Annotated in this window: 22 protein-coding genes; 12 read left to right on the forward strand and 10 right to left on the reverse strand. The window is 49.9% G+C overall.

Annotated elements, in window-relative coordinates; translation table 11 throughout:
• Positions 1–114: 114 nt before the first annotated feature.
• Positions 115–1,173: a pyruvate dehydrogenase (acetyl-transferring) E1 component subunit alpha gene (gene pdhA / locus CRO74_RS25075; RefSeq protein WP_097130022.1), complete on the reverse strand. Its 1,059-nt coding sequence runs from the start codon at positions 1,171–1,173 to the stop codon at positions 115–117.
• Positions 1,174–1,361: 188 nt separating this feature from the next.
• Between pdhA and recF the strand changes: the two genes are divergently transcribed.
• From recF to CRO74_RS25100, 5 genes are all read left to right on the forward strand, one after another.
• Positions 1,362–2,468: a DNA replication/repair protein RecF gene (recF, locus tag CRO74_RS25080; protein WP_097130025.1), complete on the forward strand. Its 1,107-nt coding sequence runs from the start codon at positions 1,362–1,364 to the stop codon at positions 2,466–2,468.
• Between the two features lie 207 nt (positions 2,469–2,675).
• The gene (locus CRO74_RS25085; protein WP_097130027.1) at positions 2,676–3,335 is read left to right on the forward strand and encodes a TetR/AcrR family transcriptional regulator; all 660 of its coding nucleotides are present in this window, start codon (positions 2,676–2,678) and stop codon (positions 3,333–3,335) included.
• Entirely contained in the window at positions 3,277–4,656 is a 1,380-nt protein-coding gene (locus CRO74_RS25090; protein WP_245877979.1) for a TolC family protein, read from the forward strand. The genes CRO74_RS25085 and CRO74_RS25090 overlap by 59 nt, the downstream gene beginning before the upstream one ends.
• A 73-nt stretch (positions 4,657–4,729) precedes the next feature.
• On the forward strand, positions 4,730–5,857 hold the full coding sequence (locus CRO74_RS25095; protein WP_097130030.1) for an efflux RND transporter periplasmic adaptor subunit: 1,128 nt from the start codon (positions 4,730–4,732) through the stop codon (positions 5,855–5,857).
• Between the two features lie 89 nt (positions 5,858–5,946).
• Positions 5,947–9,390, forward strand: a complete 3,444-nt coding sequence (locus CRO74_RS25100) for an efflux RND transporter permease subunit (RefSeq protein WP_097130031.1) — start codon at positions 5,947–5,949, stop codon at positions 9,388–9,390.
• A 208-nt stretch (positions 9,391–9,598) separates the two neighbouring features.
• Here CRO74_RS25100 and CRO74_RS25105 read toward each other — a convergent pair whose 3' ends face one another.
• Positions 9,599–10,393, reverse strand: a complete 795-nt coding sequence (locus CRO74_RS25105) for a carbohydrate-binding family 9-like protein (protein ID WP_097130033.1) — start codon at positions 10,391–10,393, stop codon at positions 9,599–9,601.
• Positions 10,394–10,524: 131 nt separating this feature from the next.
• On the opposite strand from CRO74_RS25105, the gene CRO74_RS25110 reads away from it, so the two are divergent.
• From CRO74_RS25110 to CRO74_RS25125, 4 genes are all read left to right on the forward strand, one after another.
• The gene (locus CRO74_RS25110; protein ID WP_097130034.1) at positions 10,525–11,859 is read left to right on the forward strand and encodes a hypothetical protein; all 1,335 of its coding nucleotides are present in this window, start codon (positions 10,525–10,527) and stop codon (positions 11,857–11,859) included.
• A gap of 6 nt (positions 11,860–11,865) precedes the next feature.
• Complete coding sequence (locus CRO74_RS25115; protein ID WP_097130036.1) at positions 11,866–13,146, forward strand: metallophosphoesterase; 1,281 nt, start codon at positions 11,866–11,868, stop codon at positions 13,144–13,146.
• Positions 13,147–13,279: 133 nt separating this feature from the next.
• Positions 13,280–14,158: a dienelactone hydrolase family protein gene (locus CRO74_RS25120; RefSeq protein ID WP_097130037.1), complete on the forward strand. Its 879-nt coding sequence runs from the start codon at positions 13,280–13,282 to the stop codon at positions 14,156–14,158.
• Between the two features lie 331 nt (positions 14,159–14,489).
• Positions 14,490–14,822, forward strand: coding sequence for a hypothetical protein (locus tag CRO74_RS25125; protein WP_097130039.1), 333 nt, complete (start codon positions 14,490–14,492; stop codon positions 14,820–14,822).
• 97 nt (positions 14,823–14,919) lie between these two features.
• On the opposite strand, the gene CRO74_RS25130 is transcribed toward CRO74_RS25125, so the two are convergent.
• Positions 14,920–15,351, reverse strand: coding sequence for a gamma-glutamylcyclotransferase family protein (locus CRO74_RS25130; protein ID WP_097130041.1), 432 nt, complete (start codon positions 15,349–15,351; stop codon positions 14,920–14,922).
• 69 nt (positions 15,352–15,420) lie between these two features.
• Between CRO74_RS25130 and CRO74_RS25135 the strand changes: the two genes are divergently transcribed.
• A complete protein-coding gene (locus tag CRO74_RS25135; RefSeq protein WP_097130043.1) occupies positions 15,421–15,621 on the forward strand; it encodes a hypothetical protein in 201 nt (66 codons plus the stop codon).
• Positions 15,622–15,880: 259 nt separating this feature from the next.
• Complete coding sequence (typA, locus tag CRO74_RS25140; protein ID WP_097130045.1) at positions 15,881–17,695, forward strand: translational GTPase TypA; 1,815 nt, start codon at positions 15,881–15,883, stop codon at positions 17,693–17,695.
• 103 nt (positions 17,696–17,798) lie between these two features.
• Here the strand turns inward: typA and CRO74_RS31380 are convergent, their stop codons facing one another.
• The 7 genes from CRO74_RS31380 to CRO74_RS25170 form a co-directional block, all read right to left on the reverse strand.
• Positions 17,799–17,993: a hypothetical protein gene (locus CRO74_RS31380; RefSeq protein ID WP_144035976.1), complete on the reverse strand. Its 195-nt coding sequence runs from the start codon at positions 17,991–17,993 to the stop codon at positions 17,799–17,801.
• Between the two features lie 73 nt (positions 17,994–18,066).
• The gene (locus tag CRO74_RS25145) at positions 18,067–18,645 is read right to left on the reverse strand and encodes a hypothetical protein (RefSeq protein ID WP_097130047.1); all 579 of its coding nucleotides are present in this window, start codon (positions 18,643–18,645) and stop codon (positions 18,067–18,069) included.
• 8 nt (positions 18,646–18,653) lie between these two features.
• The gene (locus CRO74_RS25150) at positions 18,654–19,940 is read right to left on the reverse strand and encodes an LVIVD repeat-containing protein (protein ID WP_097130049.1); all 1,287 of its coding nucleotides are present in this window, start codon (positions 19,938–19,940) and stop codon (positions 18,654–18,656) included.
• A gap of 156 nt (positions 19,941–20,096) precedes the next feature.
• Positions 20,097–21,335 carry a serpin family protein gene (locus CRO74_RS25155; RefSeq protein WP_097130051.1) on the reverse strand — a complete coding sequence of 413 codons (1,239 nt, stop codon included), beginning with the start codon at positions 21,333–21,335 and terminating at the stop codon, positions 20,097–20,099.
• A 61-nt stretch (positions 21,336–21,396) separates the two neighbouring features.
• Complete coding sequence (locus tag CRO74_RS25160; protein ID WP_097130052.1) at positions 21,397–21,876, reverse strand: hypothetical protein; 480 nt, start codon at positions 21,874–21,876, stop codon at positions 21,397–21,399.
• 12 nt (positions 21,877–21,888) lie between these two features.
• Positions 21,889–23,508 carry a hypothetical protein gene (locus tag CRO74_RS25165; protein ID WP_245877980.1) on the reverse strand — a complete coding sequence of 540 codons (1,620 nt, stop codon included), beginning with the start codon at positions 23,506–23,508 and terminating at the stop codon, positions 21,889–21,891.
• On the reverse strand, positions 23,505–24,059 hold the full coding sequence (locus CRO74_RS25170; RefSeq protein WP_097130054.1) for an RNA polymerase sigma factor: 555 nt from the start codon (positions 24,057–24,059) through the stop codon (positions 23,505–23,507). The genes CRO74_RS25165 and CRO74_RS25170 overlap by 4 nt, the downstream gene beginning before the upstream one ends.
• A gap of 205 nt (positions 24,060–24,264) precedes the next feature.
• On the opposite strand from CRO74_RS25170, the gene CRO74_RS25175 reads away from it, so the two are divergent.
• Positions 24,265–25,122 carry a sugar phosphate isomerase/epimerase family protein gene (locus CRO74_RS25175; RefSeq protein ID WP_097130055.1) on the forward strand — a complete coding sequence of 286 codons (858 nt, stop codon included), beginning with the start codon at positions 24,265–24,267 and terminating at the stop codon, positions 25,120–25,122.
• The last annotated feature ends 97 nt before the right edge of the window (positions 25,123–25,219 follow it).

Below are 25,219 nucleotides of genomic sequence, written 5' to 3' on the forward strand. Positions count from 1 at the left end.
GTTCAAACCTACAAAAGCAATTTGTAAAAGGCTGTAAAATAGACACTATTAACAAAAAAGAGCGCCCAGATAAATAACCCGGACGCTCTCAATGTACTTGATTCCAGCAAGGATCTATTCCATCAAAAATGGATAATCTTCCTGCATGTAAACGTCTTTGAATGCTTCTTCAGGAGCCGGATAAGGAGACTCTTCAGCAAACTTGACCGACTCGTCAACAATACCTTTTATTTTCTGGTCGATCGCATTCAGGTCTTCCTGAGTAGCCAGACCTTTCTCAAGGATCGTGGCTTTCACTTGCTCAATTGGGTCGCGGAGTTTGTACTCCTCGACTTCTTCTTTCTTACGGTATTTCTGCGGATCCGACATCGAGTGACCACGATACCGGTATGTCCGAAACTCAAGGAACGTTGGTCCCTCACCGGCACGGGCACGTTCGGCGGCACGGCTTACCGCTTCGTGAACGGCTTCAACGTTCATCGCATCGACCGGTTCAGAAGGCATGTCATAAGCCTCGGCCAGGGTATACAGATCGGTTACGTTTGAGGTACGCTCAACGGAGGTTCCCATAGCGTAGCCGTTGTTCTCAACGACGAAAATAACAGGTAATTTCCACAGCATGGCCATGTTGAAAGCCTCGTGCAGGGCACCCTGACGAACGGCACCATCGCCCATAAAGGTGATGCAGAGGTTACCGGTCTTATTATATTTTTCGGTGAAAGCAATGCCCGCACCCATTGGGATTTGAGCACCTACAATACCGTGACCACCAATAAAATTGACCGATTTATCGAAGATGTGCATCGAACCGCCTTTCCCTTTCGAGGAGCCGGTTTGTTTGGCGAACAGCTCGGCCATAATTGCTTTTGGGTCGGAGCCCAGGGCAATTGGGATACCATGATCGCGGTAAGCGGTAATCCACTTGTCATCTTTTGTCAGGGCCGTATAAGAGCCCGAAGAGCAGGCTTCCTGACCAATGTAAAGATGGCAAAACCCACGGATTTTTTGTTGACCGTACAATTGACCGGCTTTCTCTTCAAATTTCCGCTGCAACTGCATGGATTCATACCAATACATGTACCGCTCTTTGGGGTGCTGTATTTTCTCGGCTACGGCTGCCGGAGCTGCCGGAGCTTTACCATTCTGTTTGGATTTCTCTTTGACGCTTGCCATGAGGAATGTGTTCGATAAAATGAGCTATCGCAGGCGCTCTGCCGTACCTGGCTAACCGGCTAAGGGTCTGTTAACCTAACAAACCGACCGTATCTTTGTTGCCAAACTGGTTGCGCACACAGTTATAGTGACCAAATGCACAACTAATTCCTGCGAAATTACGCATTATCGCGTTATCTGCTACTCTCATGCATCTTGAAAAGCTAAGCCTGACCAATTTTAAGAACTATGAAGATGTTCGGTACACCTTTAGCAGGCAGGTAAATGTACTGGTAGGGCCTAATGGAAGCGGAAAAACCAACTTGCTGGATGCGGTCTACTTCCTGTCGCTGAGCAAAAGCGCCTTCCAGAGCCAGGACGCATTGAGCATTTTGCACGATACCGATTACTTTATCATCGACGGCATTTTTGAGGAACACGACGACCGCACCGTTCAGATAACCATCAGTTTACAAAGAGGTCAGCGGAAAGTGCTGATGGCTGACAAGAAACCGTATGAGCGGGTTAGCGAACACATTGGCCGGTTTCCGGTGGTGCTGGTTGCCCCCAATGATACGGACCTCGTCCGGGAACACAGCGAAGATCGGCGGCATTTTTTCGATGGGGTTCTCTCGCAACTCGACCCGGAGTACCTCCGCAATTACCTTATGTATCAGCAGATACTGAAGCAACGAAATAGTCTGCTTAAGCTTTTCGCCGAACGAAACCAGGTGGACAACGACTTGCTGGATACGTACGACGAACCGCTGCTGGAGTTAGGTCAGAAGATTCACGACCGCAGGCGTCAGTTCATTGACGAGTTTCTGCCAGGCTTCCGCTCGCATTACGCTTACCTGAGTGATGACCGGGAAGAAGTAACGATCCTGTACGAGTCGGAGGTGAGTAACCCCGGCTTTGCCGACGAGTTCAGGCACTTCCGTCGGCGTGATACTGTGCTTCAACGAACGACGATGGGTATTCACAAGGACGATTACTCATTCATTATTGGGTCGGGAGGTGGTCAACCGCCCGTTCCGCTAAAAAAGTTTGGATCGCAGGGCCAACAGAAAACGTTCGTCATTGCTCTGAAACTAGCCCAGTTTGCTCAATTGCAGGCCGAAAAAGGGGTAAAACCTATTCTGCTGCTGGATGATATTTTTGATAAACTGGACGACCGACGCATCGGGAAGCTCATTCAGCAAATGGACGAGGGTGTGTTTGGGCAACTGTTTATAACGGATGCCCGGCCGGAGCGTACCCGCCAGCTTCTCGCCAATGTCAAAGCGGATATACAGTTTCTTGAAATCGGTAGTTAAATCTTTGTCAATTAGTTAACACCGTTAGGTTACTAGAAAGTTGTAGTTGAATTGTACCAAAAAGCCCGGCTACCAAGAGGTTCGTCGGGCTTTTTGGTTGTTTCACTCTACCATTTCGGCCGTTCATCATATTCTCTAAACTTACTTTGGAAACTGCGAACTATATTTGAGTTTCCGGAGTTCATCCTGTAAAAGTTCTATTCATTGATGAAAGAAAGGATTCTGGAAGAGGCCGAGCGGTTGTTTTGGAAGTATGGCGTTCGGTCTGTAACGATGGAGGATATTGCGCGTAATCTTGGTATATCCAAGAAAACGATTTATCAGCATTTTTCTGATAAAGAGCAGATTCTGTATCAGGTAATTGAGAGCAAAATTGGCCGAAACCTTTCAGAAATGAACTGTATGGTGGTTGAGATGGCGAATCCGGTTGAGGAGCTTCTGAGCGTTCTAAACATGATGCAGCGAAACGCCGACCATGTCAGCCCAAATTTACTTATTGACGTAAAACGATACTATCCACAGGCCTTTACACTGTTTAGTAAGTATAAAGAGGATGCGATAATGCGATCTATTCTTGAAAATATACAAAAAGGTATTTCTCAAGGCCTATACCGAGACGACATAAGCCCGGCTATTTTAGCTCGTTTGCGCGTCGAACAAATTGAGCTGGCTTTCGACAACGAGATTTTTCCCACCGACCAATACTCCATGCATGACATACAGTACGAACTGATTCATCACTTCGTGCGCGGTATGCTTACCGAAAAAGGCTTTACCATTTACAACCAGTACGTTAATCAATACAACCATGAGGTTAAAGTTTACAAGAAAGATGGTAGTGATCTGGCTGCTCGCCTTACTGAGTAGTACAGGGTCATTACTTGCCCAAAACCGCCAGGAGTTTTCGCTCAACGAAGCAATCAAGTTTGCGATTGAGAATAACATCAACGTGAAGAATTCGGGGCTGGATGCGCTAAGCTCCGAAGCCCGGATTCAGGAGATCAGGGGGGTGGCCTTACCACAGGTAAGTGTTGCTGGATCAATATCAGATAACCTGATTATTCAGCGGGCTTTCCTTCCCGCCAAGTTTTTTAACCAAAATGCGTCTGATAGCGATCCTCCGGTTGCGGTTCAATTTGGCGTAGCTTATTCAGGAAATGCGACGGGTACGCTTAACCAACTATTGTTCGACGCTTCGTATCGGCTGGGATTGAAAGCGGCTGAGACGTATCGCCAGTTGGCGCAGAAAAACATAATGGCTTCAAAAATCGGCGTGGCCGAGCAGGTTGCCAAAGCGTACTACGGTGTACTGGTGAACGAACAACAGATTAAGTTGCTCGATCTGAATATTGCCCGGGTTGATACCTTATTCAAGAACACACAAGCCCTCAACAAGCAGGGATTTGCCGAAAAAATAGATGTGAGCCGCCTTGAAGTGCAGGTGAATAACCTGAAAGCTGAACGTCAGAACGTAAAAAATCTCGTTGAGTTGAGTTATTACCTGCTCAAGTTTCAGATGGGGCTGGGTATCAATGATAACATAACGCTGACTGAGCAAATTCAGGATATCGATCTCGATGCCATGGAGCGCAGCACCGTTCAGTCATCGGCGGAGTTCGATTACAACCAGCGCATCGAATTTTCAACATTACAATCGCAGATTCAACTGGCCGATCTGGATGTTCAGAGTGTTGCCAAGCTGTATTATCCAAGACTAAGCGCTTTTGCCAATTACGGCTACAATACGGGTCGAAATAGATTTAGTGAAGTAATTGGTTCGCCCTGGTTCAATTCGGCGCTAGTTGGTATTAACCTGTCGGTACCCGTTTTCGATGGTTTTCAGAAGAAATACCAGGCGCAGCAAAAGCGATTCACGCTGCAGAAAGCGCAGAATAGCGGCCAATTGCTGAAGAACTCGATTGATCTGCAAATTCGCCAGTCGACGATCACGTTGGGTAACAGCCTGCAAACCCTGCGGACTCAAAAGCGGAATGTCGAACTGGCTCAGGAAGTAGCGCGCGTAACCAAGATCAAGTACCAGGAAGGCGTTGGCTCGAACATCGAAGTGCTGGACGCCGAAAACTCGTTTCGGCAGGCGCAAACGAATTACTTCGGTTCGCTGTACAACTTCCTGCAAACCAAAGTGGATGCTGATAAGGCGAATGGAAAGCTATACATCGGTAACTAAACTGCTCTACATACACTGTTAACCGGTGTGTAGAAGTAACCTGAACGATTTTTAACACTGCAAACGATTACAAATGAAACCATATTACGCAATTGCCTTGGTGAGCTTATTAGCGGCTTGCTCGGGAGAAAAGAAAACAGATGTCCAAGGTAAACGGGCGGAACTTACTGAGCTGAAGTCGCAGCAGACGGAGTTGACCACCAAAATCAAGACGCTGGAGACTGAACTGGCCAAACTGGAACCGAAAAAGAAAGAAGACGAACGGGTAAAAGAAGTAACCGTGTCGCCAGTGGCAGCCACGACGTTTAAGCACTTTGTGGAACTACAGGGTACAATTGATGCAAAGAACAACGTACAGGTATCGCCTAAATCTGGTGGTGTCGTTACTGCGGTTTATGTGAAAGAGGGAGATCAGGTACGGGCCGGGCAGGCGATCGCGAAAATTGATGATCAACTGCTGCGGGAGTCGATGGCCGAGGTAAAAACCCAGCTATCACTGGTAAATACGGTTTATGAAAAACAGGCGGCTTTGTGGAATCAGCAGATCGGTACGGAAATACAGTACCTACAGGCAAAGAACAACAAAGAATCGCTCGAACGCCGACTGGCTACGCTCAACGCGCAACTGGGCCAGTCAACGGTTGCATCCCCTATTTCGGGGGTGGTGGATCAGGTGATGATCAAAATTGGCCAGTCGGCCGCGCCGGGAATGGGACTGGTTCGGGTCGTGAATTTAGCCCAGCTGAAAGTGGTGGCCAAAGTGTCGGATACCTATTCGGGTAGTGTTCACAAGGGTGATGTCGTATTGATTGAATTTCCGGACTTACAAAAAACCATGAACTCGCGCATCTCGTTTGTGGCAACAACGGTAGACGCGCTAACCCGGACGTTCACCATTGAGGCCCCTCTCCCATCCGATAATGCGCTGAAACCGAATATGCTGGCACGCATCAAGATCAACGACGAAACGAAAGCGAATGCCATTGTGATCAACCAAAACCTCATCCAGAGCACAGAAAACGGGCAACTAGTGTACGTAGCGGTGAGCGAAGGCGGTAAGAAAGTAGCTAAAGCACGGACCATCAAAACCGGCCCGTCTTATGGCGGTCAGATTGCCATCACGCAGGGATTACAGGCCGGTGACCAGATCGTTACCACGGGCTATCAGGATTTGGTTGACGGACAGGCGATCAATTTTTAATAACGTTTATGGTATTCGGTTTACAGTGGTAGCTGTAATAAAACGTATCACTGTAAACCGAATACCATAAACCGACAAACTCCTTCTTTATGAAATTTGAACAGTACAAAACCCTCGGATTCACCAACTGGTGCGTGGAGAACCGAACGGCGATTTACATCTTCACCTTCCTGATTACAATAGGTGGGCTGTTCGTTTATAACAACCTGCCGAAAGAGCAATTTCCGGACATCAAGGTTCCGCAGGTGTATATTAATACGGTGTATGTAGGAACGGCCCCGGCTGATATTGAAAACACCATCAACAAGCAGATCGAGAAGCAGCTCAAGTCAATCTCGGGTGTGAAGCGCATTAAATCCAATGCTTTGCAGGACGTGTCGGTAATTCTAATCGAATTCAATCCGGATGTCAATTCGGCCGAAGCCCTGCAACGGGTTCGCGACGCGATCGATAAAGCGAAGCCTGATTTGCCGCAAAAGCTGGACGCTGGTCCAACGGCGCAGGATGTCGACTTCTCCGAAATGGCGATCATGAACATCAACATGGCCGGTAATTTCTCGCTGAAACAACTAAAAGAATACGCCGAGGACTTACAGGACGTGATTGAAGGAATGCCCGAAATTCGTCGGGTAGACATCGTTGGAGCGCTGGATCGCGAAATTCAGATCAACGTCGACCTGCCCCGGATGCAGTCGGCTGGTCTGGCTTTCTCGGATATTCAACAGGCGATTCAGGGTGAAAACGTAAACGTATCGGGTGGAGAGCTGCCCATCGACGGGGTTCGCCGGACGGTGCGGGTGAAAGGTGAATTTACCGACGTTACTCAGCTTCAGAATCTACAGATCCGGACCGCTACGGGAGCTACCGTTCGGCTCGGCGATATTGCCGAGGTTCGGGATAACTTCGAGGAGCAACAGAACTTCGCCCGCCTGAATAACAAATCGGTTGTTACGCTGAACGTAATCAAACGCGCCGGTGCCAACCTGATCTCGGCCGCCGACCGCATTGAGAAAACGATTGAAGACTATAAGGAAACCCGTTTCCCCGAAGGGCTGGAAGTGAAGATCACCGCCGACCAGTCGGAGCGGACCCGCGAAAACGTCAATGACCTGATCAACACCGTTGTGCTGGGTTTCATCTTCGTGGTATTGATCCTGATGTTCTTCATGGGCGTTCGGGATGCTATTTTCGTGGGTCTATCGGTACCGCTGTCGGCGCTTGTCGCTTTTGTTCTGATGCCGATTTTAGGACCCGCTGTTGGTGCTTCGTTTACGCTGAACACGATGGTGCTCTTTGCCTTCCTGCTCGGGTTAGGTCTGGTGGTGGATGATGCCATTGTGGTTATCGAAAACTCGCACCGGCTTTTTAACGAGAATAAAGACTGGGATATCAAACAGGCTGTAAAAGCGGCTGCGGGTGAGGTATTCGTACCGGTTTTGTCCGGCACCTTGACGACCATTGCGCCGTTCTTCCCGCTGTTGTTCTGGCCGGGTATTGTGGGTGAGTTTATGAAATTCCTGCCCCTGACGCTTATTCTAACGCTGTTCGCTTCGCTCTTCGTTGCCTACGTGATCAACCCGGTGTTTGCCGTAACGTTCATGAAACGGCACGACGACGACAATCACGAAGACAAACAGACCTTCCAGGAAATCAAGCGGCCGCTTATGATCATGACGGTGCTGGCCGGTGTGGGCTATGTCGTAGACCGGGGTATTGGCAACCTGTTCGTCCTGTTCATTATCCTGTATGTGTTTAACCATTACGTGTTAACCCCGAAGCTGATCGTGCCTTTCCAGGAGGGCTTATTACCCGCCCTTAAAAACGGGTATCGCCGGTTGATTTCGTGGATATTGACGGGATGGCGTCCGGTGGGTGCTATCGCAGCGGCCTTTGGTTTGCTGATTCTGACGTTCATTATCGTCGGTATTGCTAAGCCGAAAGTGTTGTTCTTCCCAAGCGGTGAGCCCGATTACATCTATGTGTACAACGTAATGCCAATTGGTACCGATGCCCGCGTAACCGATTCGGTAACCAGAGTCATTGAGAAGCGCGTATTTAAGGTGCTGGAGGATAACAAGGCTACTGACATCGTTAACTCGGTAATCTCGAACGTTGGTAAAAACGCCGGTGACCCCATGAATCCCGACCGTTCGGCCACTCCGCAGAAGTCGAAAGTGACGATTGCCTTTAAGCCAAATGAAGAACGGAACGGTATTTCGACCGACTCGCTCCTGGCCAAAGTACGGGTGGCGGTGAGTGGAATGCCCGGTACGGAGCTATCCGTAGAGCGGGAATCAAGTGGACCGCCAACGGGTAAGCCGATTGCCATTGAAATTGCCGGTGAGGAATTTGGCGAACTTCAGAAGCTGGAAAAACAGGTTCGCCAGAAGATTTCGCAGGCGGGCATTAAAGGCATCGACCAGTTGAAGTCGGACTTGATTACCAACAAGCCGGAAATCGTTATCAACATCGACCGCGAAAAAGCCGAGCGCGAAGGCATTTCGTCAGGTCAGGTGGCTATGGCCATTCGGACCGCCCTGTTCGGTTTAGAGGTGTCTAAATTCCGGGATGCGAAGGACGAGTACCCAATCATGGTCCGTCTGAAATCTGACGACCGGAGCCAGATCGACAAGTTGTTAAGTCTGAATGTGGTGTATCGGGACATGGTCATGGGTGGGCAACTACGTCAGGTACCGATCACGTCCGTCGCGAACATTAGTTACTCGACAACCTTCAGTCAGATCAACCGGAAAAATCAGCAGCGCCTTGTTACGTTAAGTTCTGACGTTGTACCGGGCTATAACGCCAACGAGATTGTGGCCCAGATTCAGGAAGTCATCAAAGAAATTGAGGTTCCGAACGGGTATACGCTCAAAATTGGCGGTGAACAGGAAGATCAGCAGGAGTCGATGAGCTTCCTGGTATCGGCCTTTGGCATTGCCATGATGCTTATCTACCTGATTATGGCCACGCAGTTCAACTCGGTGGTGAAGCCGCTGATTATCTTCGTAACGATCCTGTTCTCGTTGATTGGCGTACTGCTCGGGTTCGTTATTTTCAATAAAGAGTTCTCCGTCATCATGTCGGGTGTGGGTATCATTGCCCTCGCCGGTATCGTGGTGAAGAACGGGATTCTGCTGATCGAATTCATCGAAGAACTTCGTGGACGGGGCGTCCCCTTGCGCGAAGCCATCATCGAAGCGGGCGGTATTCGTCTGACGCCGGTATTGCTGACCGCATCGGCGGCCGTACTGGGTCTGATTCCGCTGGCATTGGGCATCACCGTCGATTTCGTGGGCCTGTTCCGTAATTTCGATCCGCACATCATTGTAGGTGGCGATAGCTCCGTATTCTGGAACATCCTCGCCTGGACCATCATCTTCGGCCTAACGTTCTCCACCATTCTAACACTTGTAATTGTACCTTGTATGTACTGGATCAACGAGCGTATTCGGATGAAGTGGTTCGGTAAGAAAGACCCGGCTTTGGAAATGCGCCGTCGTCAAGAAGAGCCGGAAGAGGAGTTGGTGTAGAGTGAAAGTAGTAAATAGCGAAAGAGCGATGAGTCCTGTTGGGATTTATCGCTCTTTCACTTTTTATAGTGGTGTCAGTTTCTCAAAACCTCGTTCGGCCATTTAAGAAGACTGATATCAACGGATGCTACACAGCCACACGAGGTTTTGAGAATCGCAACGGCGAACCGTCCTCACTGTGTCGGGTCTGGGGCCCGACACCACGGCATCATTCGTTAAACACCACCCGGCTCCATCGTTCCGGTTGGTGGGTGTCGTAAACGCCATGGGGCGTCATGACCATGGCGGGGTGAGGCTGCACTTCCTGGCCGGACGCCATCAATTTTTGAAAGCGACCCAGAAACATTCGCCACTCATCACCAGGTTGGGGAGGTAGGTTACGACCGTTAGCTAACAGCGTCAGACTGGCCCACGGAATGGCTATTTCCAGTGTCCAGCCCTTATCAATATCGCTGTTGTCATTCAGGGTGCCGTCAATCTGAACGGCTGTTTCCAGACCCGGCATGTCATAGTTCAGGAAGGCCCAGCGCAGGCCGCGCGGGTGCGTACCGTACCAGAACGAAGGGCCGCTGCGGTCGAGGTCACCGCCAAAGGTGAGTGCCTGCGGATCGAATACATCAAATTGCGGAACATCGAACCGGCTACCCCGCTGGTAGGCATCTTTCCAGATGAAAAATACTTCATACACTGTATTACAGGCATTTAGTTCCAGTTCATAGTAACAGTCGCCCCCATCAATAAAGAGTTCCAGGTCGCTTTCCAGAAAAATGATCGAATCCCGTTCGGTCAAGTGCGCTTCCAGGAACGGTTCTTCGGCCTGGAAGGCAACGTACAAGTGCGTATCGTTCCAAACGATAGCCGCTTTGGTGTCGTACATGCCCGGTGCGCCGGAAGCCATATCCACAAATCGGTGGCTCCAGACGGTCTGTTGCCAGATGGGTTTCGTTAAATCGCCGTCGATAGTGATTGACTCCGTGATTTTGGTTGCTGTGTATGAATGCATATAGAGTTAAAGGGCTTACACTGTAAACCTGAGGGGTAGCAATTGATACCCAAATGTAAGAGGTACAGCTTAACCGGAAGTCTTTTCATAATTGAGTAATTACACTGAACCCCTTATCTTTAGCGACTATCATGAAGACACAAAAACACCTCGTAACGACACTGCTTGCAGGGGCCTTAGCGGGTCTATTATTCATTGGCTGTTCTGGCAAAAAAGAGGATGACCAAAAAGCCGAAGGTACGCCAGCGTACAAACTCATTCCCGCCAAACGGGTACTGTTCAACTCCTTTGTGGACTGTAACATGGCCGAAGCCTGGGTGAGTGATACCTTCCGGATTTTTCCGGGAAAGTACGGCGAAGACCCGCTCTGGGGCAACGCCCGCGACCTGAAATATGCCGACGGCAAAAATGCCGAAGAAGCCTTCGCCCGGCAGGGAAAGGATTTTACGGAACCCCAAATGCCGCCGAACGTACCGATTGGCCAGGCAGGCTTGCACGGGGCCGTTTGGTTTGAAACCGTTTATCAAGACACTACCGACAAGAGTGGCAAAACACTTTACGCTGTTTACCACAACGAGAATTACCCCGCTACCCTCCCTTACGACCCGAAAACCGGCGAAGGGTACATTGATAAAAAATGGCCGCAGGGTCTGACCGGCCCGACCTCGCCCGCGGCTGTTTGCCGGATTGGTATCATGAAATCGACCAACGGCGGGAAAGCCTGGGAAAACAAAGGGCTCTTTATCGAGGACCTGCAACCCCGCATGATTCTTAAGCCGCATAATACCTCCAAGACCTTTGCCGGGGGCGTCGGCGATCCCTCTGCCGTAGCCAGTGGCGACTACCTGTATCTGTTTTATGGAGAGTATGGCTATCCCGGCCAATACGACGAAGCCAGGTACGACCGGAAAAAAGAATCGAGCGGCCAATGCATCAGCGTTGCCCGAATCAAACTGAGCGATCTGGACAACCCCGTTGGCAAAGCCCGGCGATGGGACGGCAAAGGATTCAATGCGCCCTACAACGGCGTAGGGGCACCCATTGCGTCGCTACAGATTCCAGAAAGCGAAGGCGGTGGGGCCGCTTCCTCGCCAACGGGCGGCTTTCACTGGGGGCCATCCGTCAGTTGGAACACCTACCTTAATTGTTGGGTTATGCTCATGGGCAAAGTCGTAGGGCAGTCGTGGGCAGGGAGCAGCATTCATATTTCGTTTAACACAAACCGTGATTTGGGCGAAGCCCTCCAATCGCAGGCGTGGTCGAAACCGAAATTGCTGCTCGATAAACCGGGATTTTTCCTGTGGTATCCATCCCTGCAACCCATGAACACGCCGGACGATATTGCCAATAAACATACTTGCCTGCGTTTGGGGCAGCGGGCGCGGCTGTTCGTGAAGAACATCAAACCCGAAAAAAGTGAGTACCTGTCCGAATACATCCTTGAGTTCAGCAAGGGCACTAACTAACAATTCATGAATCGTACGGCTTTATTTTTCATTCTTCCTGCCATCCTGCTGCTGATCGACTGGTATGTTTTTCAGGCGATCAAAACCCTCAGTCGGTCGGCTACCGAAAGTACGCAGCGGATTATTACCATTGCCTTCTGGGGATTTACGGCGCTATCGCTGCTGCTGTACGTCATCATGCAACTGCTCCCTCCGGACTCCATTAGTCGCAACACCCGTACCTTTCTGTGGGCCGCCATTGCCATTCCTTACTTTTCGAAAATATTTGCCGTACTGATTATTCTGATCGACGACATCGGCCGGTTTTTCCGGTGGATTGTTTCGCTCTTCTACAAACCCGAAGTTCGGGAAGCGGTTGAAGATTCGACTCGTCAGACCATGCCCGCAACGGACACCATTACCCGCTCCGATTTTCTGATGAAAACGGCGCTGGTGGTCAGTGCTGTGCCGCTGGTTGGTTTTACGTGGGGAATCGTCTCGGGCGCGCATGATTACCGAATCCGGCGGATTAAACTCCCGCTGAAAAACCTGCCTTCCGGTTTCAACGGCATGACCATTGCCCAGATTTCGGATATTCACTCGGGGAGCTTTTTTAATAAAACGGCGGTGAAAGGGGGCGTTGACATGCTCCTCGGCCAGAAACCCGACATGGTCTTTTTTACCGGCGATCTGGTTAACAGCCATGCGGAAGAGGTGAATAGCTACATCGATATTTTCAACAAAGTGAAAGCCCCGCTGGGTGTTTATTCGACCCTCGGCAATCACGATTACGGGAAGTACGTGCAATGGCCAAGCGTACAGGCCGAACGGCAGAACGTAATGAATGTGGTGGCGGCTCACAAACAAATGGGCTGGAACATCATGATGGACGAAAACAAGATTCTGGAGCAGAACGGCGACAAGATTGCCCTGATTGGTGTGCAGAATCTCGGCTTTGGTCCGGCGGCTCTGCGGGCGGGTAATCTGGCAAAAGCCTACGAAGGCACGCAGGATTATCCTGTCAAGCTGCTCCTCTCCCACGATCCGACCCACTGGGATGCCGAAGTCCGGCCGAAGTACCCGGATATCGACGTTCAGTTTAGCGGACATACGCATGGCGCTCAGTTTGGTGTCGATTTGGGTGATGTTCGCTGGAGCCCGGCGCAGTATTTTTATAAGCAGTGGGCAGGGTTATATCAGGAAGGCGACCAGCGCCTGTATGTGAACCGAGGCTACGGCTACATCGGCTACCCCGGCCGCGTAGGCATACTTCCCGAAATTACCATTTTTGAACTGGTAAAAGCCTGATCGACGCATCAATCCGGTGTATCGACATCAATTAGACGAAAGCTTGTCGTAAATTGCCGTAGCTTACTCAGTAATTGACTAACTTATTCCCTGCTCATTCAGTTACCCTAATCAATTAACCATCACATACCCTATGAAAATCGTATTCATTACGGGACTCTCGTTCTTCATGTCGCTGCTCTCACTGTTAAACATCAAACCAGCGCAACCTAAAGAGACGGCGATTCCGCTTTGCCATGCACCCGCTACCGACGGCGAAGGCAACGACATGTCGGCCATGGCTGCCGACCCGGCTTTCCAGCGGTTGCACGAAGCGCCCCTACCCTTCACCTACGTTGGCGCGGGCGAAATGATCAAGTTCTCGACTCCCGATGGCCAGTCGGCTAACGGGTTCCTGCTGAAATCGAAAAAGAACTCTAACAAATGGCTGCTCGTGTATCAGGAATGGTGGGGCTTGAACGAGAACATCAAGCAGCAGTCCGAAACGTTCTACAACGACCTGAAGGACGTAAACGTGCTGGCTGTTGACATGTACGATGGCAAAGTAGCGACCGAGCCATCAGAAGCGGGTAAACTGATGCAGGGTGCCAACAAAGACCGGCTGGCCAGCATCATGAAAGGAGCCATTGAGTACGCGGGTCCCAAAGCTGAATTTGCCAGCGTTGGCTGGTGCTTCGGCGGTATGCTCTCGTTGCAGTCGGCCATGCTCGAAGGTAAAAAAGCAAAAGGATGCGTCATGTACTACGGTCGTCCGGAGCAGGATGTTGAAAAACTGAAAACCCTCGACACCGACGTGCTGGGTATTTTTGGTAGTCAGGACAAAGGCATCACGCCCGAGTCGGTTAAAACGTTTGAAGAGAATATGGCGAAGGCAGGCGAGAAGGTAACTGTGAAAATGTACGACGCCGGTCACGGCTTTGCCAATCCAAGCAACCCGGTTTTCAATAAGGAAGCCGCAGCTGATGCGTACAAGCTGGCGCTGACCTACCTGAAAGATAAATTAAAAGCGTAAACGCTTAAAATAGCCTACTGAATCGAAAGCCTGACTACTGCCCAGTGGTCAGGCTTTTTAATTAAACTTTAAGCATATTATTCACGTTTTGATTAAACGCTGGCGGGCTTACACTGTCTAACTGACAAGTCGGGTGAAAACCTGTCAGCGATGAAAACGATTACGTTGAGTGGGGTTGTAGTTGGTCTGCTGTTAGGCACAGCCAGTGTTAGTTTTGAACAGGTGTACGAGCCTGGCAACTCTATCCGGAGTAACTATAGTCTCACTGGTAGTTAGTAGCTTGATGTAATTAATAGATTGGTCCAATACGTTAACAACCAAAGCGGAAATCATGAAAACGATAAAAATCTTGCCTTTATTCGTAGCTGGTTTAGTAGCTGTTCTATTAACCAGTTGCGGCCCATCCTACGTAAGTACAGGTCCTGGCTATGGACCCGGTTATGGACCTGGCTATTACGGTGCCCGTCCTTATTACGGATATGGCTATAACCGGCCTTATGGTTATTACCGTCCGCCGGTAGTCGTCCGCCCGCCAGTGGTGGTTCGCCCGCGGTATTACGCACCATCACCTCGTAACTACGGTGGTGGCCCACGCGGAGGGTACAACGGCGGTCGCAGTGGAGGTGCCTACAGTGGCGGCAACCGCTCTCGCGGACCTAGGTAGTTAATAGGTTATTGGTTATACGTTATTGGTTTCCTAAATTATCAGGCATAGATAACGATGCACAAATAACGTATAACCAATAACTAGTTACGAGTAACTACGCTGGCCAGGAAAAGGGTTTTCCGATGTGAATGGAATAATCGCCGGATCCGATCAGAGGTTTATCGTCTGTCGAGAGGTTGTAAAGGTAAATCCAGCAGTCGGCGGTTTGGTCGTTGAACTGAACGGGAATGATGGCCCGGATGTATTCGGTGGGCTGTTCGAATCCTTCGCCAACCCCTTCGTAGTAATCGAGATACGTAAGAATAGCGGATTTCTGGTTGCTGATCTCAAATACCGATCCATGTACAAGACATGGGCTATCTGGCTGATAAACAGCACCGGGATAACTACCCATATCGAATGACTGGCCGGTAAAGGAGCCTTCACCTACATAACGCCCACGTTGCCGGAGGTACTGCGAAAACGTGTTATCAAATGGCGGGCGGAGGGTTCCGTAAACGATCAGGAAGTCAGGTGTATGGGTCATCTAATAAAAAAATCTAATGCAGCGCGACGAAAATAGGCTTTTTGACGTTACATATGAAATCGCCGGGTCATGAAAAAGACAAAGATTCTTCTGCTTATTGCTGCATCACTGGTAGTAACGACCCCTTCACTGGAAACGATGGCCGCTAAAAATACGGCTGAGTCAACGGCTATTGGCCGCAAACGGAAGGGCTACAAACCGAAGCGCGGAGGCCTGTTCAATACGGGACTTTTCCGTAAGAAAAGTGGCTGTGGCTGCCCGAATCATTAAGCAATTGTTAAGAAATTGTACTTATAGCATAACCAGGCCCTTACATGGGCCTTTTTTCGTTAAATTAGTTGTAAAAATCTGTGTTTCAGCGTAAAATTTCGTACCTTTGCGGCTTGAAATAGCTGAACCGTCCGGTTACCCGGTAGAATTTATTTGATTTTTCATGGTTTTCATGACGGCTTATAAACGGGTTCAGAGAATATAACCAAATCATGAAAGTCAACCGAATCAGGGAAACCCGGATTCAGACAACATTTGTATGCAATCAATTCGCAATATAGCAATCATCGCCCACGTTGACCACGGCAAAACGACTCTGGTTGACAAAATTATTCACGCATCGAAGCTCTTTCGGGACAATCAGGAGTTTGGCGACCTGATTCTGGACAACAATGACCTTGAACGTGAACGGGGTATCACCATAACCTCGAAGAACGTATCGGTACGCTACAAAGACGTTAAAATCAACATCATCGACACACCGGGCCACAGTGACTTCGGCGGTGAAGTTGAACGCGTTCTGAAAATGGCCGATGGCGTTTGTCTGCTGGTCGACGCCTTCGAAGGCGCCATGCCACAAACGCGCTTCGTGCTGGGCAAAGCCCTTCAACTGGGTCTGAAGCCAATCGTAATTGTTAACAAAGTCGACAAAGAAAACTGTCGGCCCGACGAAGTACACGAACAGGTGTTCGACCTGATGTTCAACCTGGGCGCTACCGAAGACCAGTTGGATTTCCCAACCGTATACGGTTCGTCGAAACAGGGCTGGATGGGACCGGATTGGAAAACCCCAACCGACAGCATCACGTATCTGCTCGATGTAATTGTTGAGCAAATCAAGCCTGCGGCTATGAATGAAGGCTTGCCACAAATGCAAATTACCTCGCTTGACTATTCGGCCTTCGTAGGTCGGATCGCCATCGGTCGGGTGCATCGTGGTACTTTGAAAGAAGGTGCTACCATGGGCCTTATCAAGTCAGATGGTACCGTGAAGCGTGTGAAAGTCAAAGAACTTCAGTCATTCGAAGGGCTTGGTAAAGTCAAGGTAGCTGAAGTTGCCTGTGGCGACATCTGTGCGGTGACTGGTTTGGAAGAGTTTGAGATTGGTGATACGCTGACCGATCTGGAAACCCCCGAAGCACTGCCTCGGATTTCGGTGGACGAGCCGACGATGAACATGTTGTTCACCATCAACAACTCGCCGTTCTTTGGTAAGGAAGGTAAATTTGTTACGTCGCGTCACCTGCGTGACCGGCTGTATAAGGAAATCGAAAAAAACCTGGCGCTGCGTGTTGAAACGACAGACAGCGAAGACCGCTTCCTGGTTTATGGCCGGGGCATCCTTCACCTTTCGGTTCTGATCGAAACCATGCGTCGTGAAGGTTACGAATTGCAAGTTGGTCAGCCACAGGTGCTGTACAAAGAAGACGAGAAAGGCCACAAACTGGAGCCAATCGAAACCCTCGTGGTCGATGTTCCGGAAGAAACGGCCGGTAAGGTAATCGAACTGGCAACCCAGCGTAAAGGTGAGTTGCTGATCATGGAACCAAAAGGCGATCTGCAACACCTGGAATTCGATATTCCATCACGTGGTCTGATTGGTCTGCGTTCCAACGTTCTGACTGCCACTTTTGGTGAGGCTGTTATGAGCCACCGGTTCAAAGAGTATCAGGAATACAAAGGACCCATCCCTGAGCGGATCAACGGTTCGCTGATTTCGATGACCAGCGGTCAGGCAACGGCTTACTCGATTGACAAACTTCAGGATCGGGGATCTTTTTTCATAGAGCCGGGAGACGAAATTTACACGGGTCAGGTAATTGGCGAACATAACCGTCAGAACGACATTGTTGTCAATGTAATAACCGCCAAGCAGCTGACCAACATGCGTGCTTCGGGTTCAGACAACAACGTGAAGATTGCTCCGAAAATCTCGTTCTCACTTGAAGAGAATATGGAATACATCCAGAAGGATGAATACCTGGAGGTGACGCCGAAGTCGATGCGTATCCGTAAGATCTACCTCGACGAAAACGAGCGGAAACGGAACCAGAATAAGTTCGCTATGGCTTAATTGTCAGCTTATTATAAATCAATAAAAAATCCCCCTCCGAGATTCGGAGGGGGATTTTTTATTGATCGCAAGGTTTCTAAAAACGAATTGATCGATGGCCTTACTAATTAGACCGTAAGGCAAATGCGGGGATTGTTTTAAGTGAAAACAAGGACACAGGACTTACCGGTGTCGTGGCCGGTGCTACAAAGCCGGTCTGGGTATTTTGTGTGTCTAAGTAAGCCGCCTGATGATGAACATGGTAATAACCAGCTATAAACAGCGAACCGCCAACAACTGATAGAATAACTTTCTTCATAATGGATTGATTGTGAGTAATTTACAAATGGTGTGTCAATCTTAGTGTGAACATCAATTGCACACAAATTGTTTCAAAATGCGATTCCTGCCCGGAAGCACATACGGTTATAAATACGGTGTTCATCACGCTGAATATCAACGCCACTCAGCGGTTTTTGCACATCCACAATCTGCCGTTTGTACGATAATGACATTACAAAGGCCGTTGAGGTCGGTTTACCAACACGCAAAGCTAAGCCCGGATTAACCATCCATCCACCGTTAAGTTCGTAACCGGTCGAATTTTTATTGAACCACGCAAACCCATATCCTGCATCGGCAATGGCTAGCAGGCGTACATTTTGCTGTGGATGGCTTAGTAAGTCGAACCGAAGTCCGGCACCAACGGGCATCAATAACGCGGTCTTGTACCAGTCCATGCCCACCAGACCACCTATGGCTAACTGGCGGCTTACCTGCGCCCCGTTAAAAGTCTGCGCAGTAAAACTGAGTCGGCTGTCAACCGTTTGTGCAGTCGATGGACCATAAGCCACCCGTCCGAACAAGCCGCCAAATTCTGTGTAATTGACGTACGTAGTCCGCGTAAAAGGGCTTTGTGCGTAACTGGTTCCAATGAGCAACACCAGTATGTACGGGAGAAGTCGTTTCATAGTTTTTGTCAATAATACGATGGACGACTAATTGGGATACGGCTGATCTGGCGCAACTGGCGAGGGTTGCTGATGTCGAACTGATAGAAACCATCTTTGCCAATCATGAGCAGCGATTTCTCCAGTGGAATAACGTCGAATGCATTGATCCCTTCGAGGTGCTGCAACAGGTTCCGGTCAATGTTCAGCGCGTCGCGCACATCGAATGATTTCAGTCCGTAGGCACCTTCGCAGATAAACAGATTCGGGAAGGAGATGCCCAGACCATGCGGGTTGCGCATCGGGTAGCTCTTGAGCAGTTTTGGGCTCGTCAGGTTTGTTACATCGACAACGTCGAGCTGGTTGGTAAAGCCACCGCACTGATTACCCGAGCGGAGGGTAACGTAGGCCAGATTTTCGTGAACAACCACTGGGTCGCAAACGCGGGCATGTTGAAAAACCGATAGGAGGGATGGCTTTTCCGGATTGGCATTGTCGTAAATGTGCATGCCCGACTGCGAGCCGATGAACAGTTTATCTTTATAGGGGAAGATCGTCTCAATACCCCAGCCTAACTGCACCTTGTTGCCCAGTTGAGGGTCGGCCGGATTTTTGATGTCAAATAACTGCATAGCCGACTGATTAACCGTATACAGGTAATTGTCGTACAGGGCAAACCGCGCCATTGAACCTGCTACGCCATTCGTTGTTGCACCCCCCGATTTGTCATTAAACGTAGTAGAGCTTTGCGCACTGAAAAATACACCACCCCAGAAATTGGTTGGTGTAACGTTGTCTTCACAATTGGTTTCGGTGGTTTCGGTGACGTAACTCACCTTCTGGTCGTAAAGCATCTGGCTGGTTGGATCGAAACTCCACCAGCCCCCTTCAAATGAACCATTCGGGAACACATTCGGGATTCGTTTCACAACCTGAATAGCCGCCGGATTGCTGATGTCGAAGGTCACAAGATCCATGTAACTATCGGCATACAGGATATTATTCCGGATGGCTATATCGCCATTACCGGGTATTCGCAGAAAGGCTACCGGCTTAGGGTCAGAAGGGTTCCGGTTATCAATGATATGAATTCCTTCCTTCAGCTCATTGATGAACAGAAATTGGTCTTTCGTATAAATCTTGCCGGGATTGACCAGCGCCTGTGCCGGCTCTGTCTGAACGCCCTGCCGGAGTTGTGCCGCCGTGAACGTAACGGGCGAATACCGGCGGAAAGTGCGGGTTTCTTTACAGGTGTCCGTACAGCCCGTCAGGGAGAGTAAGGGCAGTACAAAAAGAAGTAGACGGTTCGGTTTCATATGCAAAATTAGTAGGGTTTGTTATCAGGATTCTTTGCGCGGGCAAACCGTTGGAAGGCAACAAAAAATTACCCGGCTGTCCTGATTACGGCCGGGTAATACTAATCTTACACAAAAAGAGTAATAATTATTGTCGTTGATGACGAGTGCGTCTTCTCATACGCTTGTTTTGGTGGGGTCCGCAATTTTCCCGACAAATAGAACGGTGCCTGAAGTTTTTTCGTGAATAACGAACGCGAAAGGCCGGTCGCAGAGGGTTGGCATCTGTACCGAGGTTGTTGAAATACCGCCCGTTGTTACGGCAGCTGCTTCGGTTCCTGCTTCATCGACGGCCACAAACGTGTTCTGCTTGACAAAACTCAGTAATAAGCCACCCCTGGTGTTTATTTTGGTGAAATCGGCCTGATCTGTAAAGGCGGTTGGCATACCGAGTGTACTGAGCACATTGTTGAGCTTAGCTTCGTAGTTCACCGTGAATTTGGGTAGGCCAATGTCGAGCGTACTTTTGACCATCTCTTTTTGAAGCTGTGTCCATTCGTTGCTGTTTAGGCTGTTGATCAGCGCGTCGGCTGTTGTGCTTCCCGTGGGCAGCAACACCGTCATCACATAATTGCCCGCGCCGTAAGGAAGTTCGAATGCAGTATAGGTGGACCGAAACGCGTGGTTCAGTTCTGTATTCAGCCGCATCATCCGAACGGTTGTCTGGGCGTCGGAAGCCAGCGTGAAGGGCCAATCGGTGGTTTTGGCAGCATCAAAGCGCGTAGTCCAGTCTCCTTTGAAATACAGTGCGTTCATCAGAAACATCACATTGTCGGGTTGTATCTGATCAATCACCTTCGGAATTTTGCCATTGGTCTTCTGACTCGCCCAATTGTTGATTGTACCAACGGTGGCGGGATTAGTAAAATCCTGCGCCGAAATTTCCGCGCTGAAGGTCTGTTTCAGCAAATCCTGAAAAGCCGTTTCGACCGAAAACGTATTCCGGTACCAAACTGAATTTGCCAGCCTCATGGTAACCTTTGGATCGACTCCGGGCAGATTGGCCATCAGGTTCTGGTAGGTCGAATTAGCTTCGGCCAGCGTTTGTGCATCCAGCTTGAGCGTTTTCTGTATCTCCTGAGCCGTTTGGCCGTTGGCACCATTCATGATCATCCCCAGGGCCATATGCAGGCTGAGGGGTGAGATGAACATGTTTTTTGCCGGGCCGTCCTGTGTGTTTACCTGTTTGGCCAGATCGAAGGCAAACTGGGTCGTTTGCGCGGTAAATGGAGCCGAAAGCCGCAGTTCACCGCCTGTTCCGGGCGTTGGCGCTACCGTGGATGTGTTGCAACTAACCGCCGTGAGCAGAATACCCGTCACGGCTGCGGAAACGGTTGAAAAGAGGGTTGTTTTCATTGTAGTAGTTGAATTAAGAACTCACTGCTTATACTCGTTCGGGAGACGCTGAAACCAAGCCTTACTTACACTCTTTAAGGGCTTCACGTTGAGCACGCAGGCCGGTAACCAGTGTCTCAAATCCCGGAATGGTCTTGCCGTGTTCGAAAATAACCCGATGATTCTGACCATCAGCTTCCAGTTCGATGTACTCGGCACCACCATCGGCGCAGTCAGGACAACCCAGTTGTTCCGGTTGCTGGAAAAATAAGGTTGGGTTTGCCGCTGCTTTGAGCGTGTCCCAAACGGCCGGAGAGATCGTTGTCTGGCAAGTTTTTACCGGGTTTTGGTTTGGTGTTCTTAACTGACTCGTTTGGGTCAGCATGAGAGTTGTACCACTGATGACATAGTCATGCTTACAATACCCAACACACATCCCGAACGATGTGCCGGTGCGAATAATAAGCCCATCTGTCGATAAAGGCTCTGCCAGGGCTGATTTGTCTGGCGAGCAACGGCCTAAAAGGCTGAGAAACAAAAGGCAGATCCCCAGAAGTTTCATGGTTGAGAGCAGTTAAAAATGATAATCGACACCGAAACTCATACCAGACGACGTCGGGCGGTTTTGTATTTGCGAATCGGTGGTTGTACTTGTTTCCAGCGAGGGTTGATAAACACCAGCGATGGAGGCCGACCATTGCCGCGAGGGCCGGTAGCGTACCCGTGCCCCCATCGTAGCCGCCAGCGACACAGGACGATAGACACCATCTTTGCTGGTTATAACCAAGGTTTCACCAACGGTGTTTTTAACAAAAATATTTGTAAGCAAACCGCCCAGTACCGCCATACTCAGCTTTTTGCGGGGTCGGAATTGATAACCTACCTGAACCGGAACCTGTACGAATTGATAGTCATTCGTTACCGCTTGAATATTTCGGCTATCGTAAGCGGATTTGTAGTTGTTGGCTGCCATGCCTGAGTAATTGGCCTGAGGAGCGCTCGCCAGATCATTGCTGCGGACACTGCTCCGAAGGGCATCCGCGTATAGGTTATTTAACCCTGTGTTTCGATTGCTCAGGGCATCCATCTGTACCGAAGCCAGATACTGTTGAGCCGGCGTTTCTACCGTTGACCGCCCCGACAGGTAACCAACCCCTGATTCAACCGACCAGCGGTCAGTCAATTGAACACCCGCCCCGGCCTGGTACGCCACCGAAAAACTAGCCCGGCTGTTAACCGCCGATTGATTCGATCCTGCCGAAGAGGCAATCAGTGTGTTGGAAAAGGCGGGCTGGGCCTCCTTGATCGATACGGCCGGGTTAAACGAACCTGGCATCATACTCACTGAGGCCCACAATTCGCGGGATTTCTGCTTCGACTTCACCATCTCCGGTTCCATACTGGCCTCTGCCGGACGAGCCCAGACAATGCGCTGAATGGCGCCAACGGTACGCAGCCGCAGGGGCCTGCCCGACAGCTTATCGAAAGCAGCTACTGTGTTCGAACCAAATGCCTGAATACCTGATCCTGCATGATGATCGGCTGAATAAGAAGCAGCCGCCACTCTGGAAGCTACAGGTTGTGTGCGCTGCGACATTTCAACGGCTGCTATATGCTCTTGAAGAGCCGCTAAACCTGACCCAAACGCTGGTTCATTTGTATCAATAGCTCGGTTTGTATCCTTAACGCGGGCTTTACGCCCACCGGCATCGGGCAGGGAGCGTGCCAAGCTTAATTGGGATTTGTCGCTGAACGAAGTTATGGAGTTTTTCAAAGCCTCATTCGCACGCGTCGTTTGCGTCGTTGACACATCTGCCAGACTATTTTTCGGGTCAGCGGATGTTGTTAATCCGCTTTGGCTCTGTGAAGTAACGCCGTTCTCTGATGGAGCAACTGGCCGAGTATGATGGGCCACGGGTGCAGAAGAGGTCGATGCTGTTCGAACGACCCACCAGCCAACGAGCAGCAATGCCACCGCAGCGGCCAATCCCGAACCCCAGATAAGCGGACGTGATGACGCTAGCCCCGAGCCCCACAAGGGTACCACTTTGGGACTATCAGCCTCGTCCAGCTTGCGCTCTATAGCCGCCCAAACGCGCGGTGGGGGCGTTTCGGTGGCTTCGTCAAAGGTCTTTCGCCAGAAATCGTCCGGCAGATTCTTATCTAACTCATCCATTTCTGTATCCTTGTTCATTGGGACCGACCCGGTGCGGGGTGTCCATCCGATTGAAGTTTTTGTTGTAGTAATCCCCTGGCACGGGCATATTGAGATTTAGACGTTCCTTCGGCAATGTCGAGCATCTCCGCAATTTCAGGGTGGTTATAGCCTTCAATGGCGTACAGGTTAAAGACCGCCCGGCAACCGGGGGGGAGTTCCTGAATCAATTGCAGCAGGTATTTATAATTCAATGACGGTAAACTTTCGTCGGCCTGGGGTAATATCGGTGCCAACTCCTGAACGTCGGCCGTGTGTTCCCAGGGTTTTTGTTTGCGTATGGCTTTCAGAGCTGTGTTAATGACGATTCGCTTCAACCAGGCTTCCAGCGGGCACTCAAACCGGAATGAATCGATGTGCCGATATATCTTTACAAATGCATCCTGCAACACATCTTCGGCTTCGTCCGGGTCATGAATGTACCGCTTACAAACGACAAAGAGCTTCCCGGCAAACCGCTCATAGAGCTGTCGCTGCACAATTCGGTCTTGCCGACGGCACCCTTCAACTAGTTCGTATTCATCCTGCATAACAACGTGGACAGTATAAAGACCTCTTTCGGAAGTAAACGGTTGGAAAGGATCTGAATTTTTTTTGTCTTCTCACTCAATCGATAATTTGATGATTTACGACATTGGGTAGGTTAACGAATAACGCAGATTATAGTCTTAAGATAGTTTATGTTGGATATTTTATAGATATGTATATTTGAGAAACCTTTTTCGGCAACTACACATGAATCGACGTGACGCGCTGCGGTACTCACTTGGTGCAGGACTGTCTGCACTGACTTACCCTACTTTCGGACAAACAAAAGTAGCCAACAACCGATTCAGGATTGGTGCCTGCGATTGGTCAATTGGACCCGCAGGCGATATAAAGTCTTTCGCCATTGCAAAGCAGATTGGTTTAGATGGGGTGCAGGTAAGCCTGAACACCGCGTCGGATCATGAACACCTGCGTAAGCCGGAACTTCAGCGGCTAATGAAAGAGGCCGCGCAACAAGCGGGTGTGCAAATTGGCGGACTGGCCATTGGCATGCTCAACCAGATTCCCTATAAGTCAGACCCACGCACCGAAGCCTGGGTGCAGGATAGTGTAGATGTTGCCAAAGCGCTGGGTGTCAAGAATATTCTGCTGGCGTTCTTCTCGAACAACGACTTAAAGAATGATCCGAAGGGCACACAAATTGTGATCGAACGACTGAAAGCCGTTGCCCCAAAGGCCGAAAAAGCAGGGGTGGTACTAGGCATTGAATCGTGGTTATCCGCGCCCGAACACCTGGCTATTCTGGATGCCGTGGGCTCTCCGGCGGTGAAAGTGTATTACGACGTCTGTAACTCATCGGATATGGGGTATGATATTTTCAGCGAGATACGAACGTTAGGTAAAGACCGAATCTGCGAAGTGCATCTGAAAGAAAATGGCTACCTGATCGGGCAGGGGAAAGTCAATTTGCCTAAGGTTAAGCAAGCGCTGGATGACATTGGCTACGCAGGCTGGTTACACCTGGAAGGCGCCGTTCCCAAAGGAAAACCAATGCTGGAGAGTTATATTGAGAACAACAGGACTGTGCGATCGCTATTTGCCTGAATCAGTTATACTGGCGCGGGTATTCGCCCGTGCCTATCAATGTAGCGAGCATAGGCTCGCGTTTATAGTACAGACACGGGCGAATGCCCGTGCCAGA

This window comes from Spirosoma fluviale (assembly GCF_900230225.1).
Classification (GTDB): domain Bacteria; phylum Bacteroidota; class Bacteroidia; order Cytophagales; family Spirosomataceae; genus Spirosoma; species Spirosoma fluviale.